Consider the following 2,029-nt stretch of genomic DNA (forward strand, 5'->3'; position numbering starts at 1 on the left):
AATCACTGAATCTACAGTGTGAATCCCATTTTTATTTTACTTAACAGCTTGCTTTTTGATACGTTTTGTGCAATAAAGAGATGTTCTTTTATATTTCGATTGGTTATTTTAATCGTTTATTTAGATCGCTAGCTGTTTTGATAATAAAAGCCGTGTCTTAAAGGACGCGGCTTTTTTGCTATAAAGCAGCCCCCCGCCCCGTTATNATCGTTTATTTAGATCGCTAGCTGTTTTGATAATAAAAGCCGTGTCTTAAAGGACGCGGCTTTTTTGCTATAAAGCAGCCCCCCGCCCCGTTATTTACGCTGCTTTATCATCACCACAAATATCTTCAGAAATTTTTTGATTGCCATTAACCACGGCATTGCCATAAATCTTTACATAGATAGGTGGTGCATAGCCATCTGTACGAGGCTTGCTATAAACCGTTGCCTGATCACAAACCCGTGCATTTCCATAAACCTTTACATGCTCAGAAATAGTAGCCCTGTCATAAACCTGCGCATCATCGTAAATCTCAGAAAATCCATAAATACAAGCATTTCCATAAACGCGTGCATTTCCATAAACCCTGCCAGTTACATGCGCATAATCAGAAACTTTTGCATTATCAGAAATATGACCAAGAAAAGAGACCTGAGCATTATCACAAACAACTGCATTGCCAAAAACATTACCATTAACCATTGCGTTATCACAAATTTTTGCATTATCAGAAATTTTTGCATTATGAAAAACCTGAGCATTGTCACAAACAATAGCGTTGCCTGATATTTTTGCACTTTTATAAACACGTGCATTATTACGCACTTGTGCATTTTCAGAAACAACAGAATCCATAGCAACCATGGCGTTATCATAAACCCAGCAATCACCATCATGTGATAAGCTTTTTTCGTTTTCAATAACGCCACCGAGATCACCTGCTTTAACATCTGCAAAATCTCTTAATGCTCTTATACGACGTACAGTTTTTCCCTCAGGAATACGGTGGATTTCATCTGTGAGTTCATATTTTTTGGATACATTTTTAGTGGTCATAGGTAGCTCCCTAATCTAACATTTGAATAAATTTTTGAATGAAATGGTTATAAGGAGGCGCCCCCGCCGCGCCCGCGCCGTTATTTAAGCTGCTTTTACAATAGCATTTGTTAAAACGCGCTTGGCTTCTGTCGTAACCAATTTGTAGTGATCAAGCTCTTTTTGTAGATCATTTACATACGATAAACGCGCAGCAATCATTCCCAAAACTTTACCAATTCCCTCAGGAGCTTTTAAACTTTCATAAGAAAATAAATCATTATCTCTAGAGAATAAATCATGATTTTTTGATTGGCTTTTTAATTCATAAAAAGCTTTAACAAGCGCCTTTTTAAATGCACGCACCGTGTCATTATTGCGCATATATGTCATGAGCAAAGTTGCTTGTGATTCATTAAGGATTGCGATTTCTCTTTTTTGACATCCGCCATTTGTTTTAAAGGGTACGATCTCAAATCCAACCCTTCCAAACTCTTCAAAATCTTTAATATTTTTACGTAGCAATCTAATAACAGTAGCATGGCTATTACCCACACCCTCTGCAATTTTTAGAGAATTTGTAACTGCAACGCCATCATCATTGATTGTAACTAGATCTTTCATTGAAAAAACCTTTCTAATAGTTAGTACGTTTTTGATTTAAAAACCCTATAAGGGCATCGGGCGCTCAAAAACACGGCTATTAGTCCGTCGCTATGCTTTTCCCTCGCGAAGGGTATTGTATGGCATAGCTACACCCGATGTAATCAATATATGCTAATAATAGCATAAAAAACAATCAGTATTTTAAAGGCATGGGAAAGGTTGTTACGTAACCCATCCGCTAATAGCTAAGTGTTTTTGAAGCACTTGTGATTCGTTTAACAGAATGACTTTTTAAAGTCAATACGTATTTTTTATTTTTTTTAATTTTTTTCATTTTGATACCTACCTAATTGAATACCAAGTGCTTTCTCTAGCTCGTTGTCTATATCATCATAAGTTTTCA

Annotated in this window: 2 protein-coding genes; both read right to left on the bottom strand. The window is 36.3% G+C overall.

The window, feature by feature from the left end:
• Window positions 1-300: 300 nt before the first annotated feature.
• A complete protein-coding gene (locus tag ACFIL7_RS08560; protein ID WP_375626935.1) occupies window positions 301-1,041 on the bottom strand; it encodes a hypothetical protein in 741 nt (246 codons plus the stop codon).
• A gap of 84 nt (window positions 1,042-1,125) precedes the next feature.
• Complete coding sequence (locus tag ACFIL7_RS08565; protein ID WP_375679573.1) at window positions 1,126-1,644, bottom strand: Rha family transcriptional regulator; 519 nt, start codon at window positions 1,642-1,644, stop codon at window positions 1,126-1,128.
• Window positions 1,645-2,029 lie beyond the last annotated feature (385 nt).

The organism is Bartonella sp. AP3QHHD (assembly GCF_042195765.1).
GTDB lineage: Bacteria > Pseudomonadota > Alphaproteobacteria > Rhizobiales > Rhizobiaceae > Bartonella.

Coding starts and splice junctions, on each gene's coding strand:
- ACFIL7_RS08560 (WP_375626935.1), bottom strand. CDS start 1,041: ATGACCACTAAAAATGTATCCAAAAAATATGAACTCACAGATGAAATC.
- ACFIL7_RS08565 (WP_375679573.1), bottom strand. CDS start 1,644: ATGAAAGATCTAGTTACAATCAATGATGATGGCGTTGCAGTTACAAAT.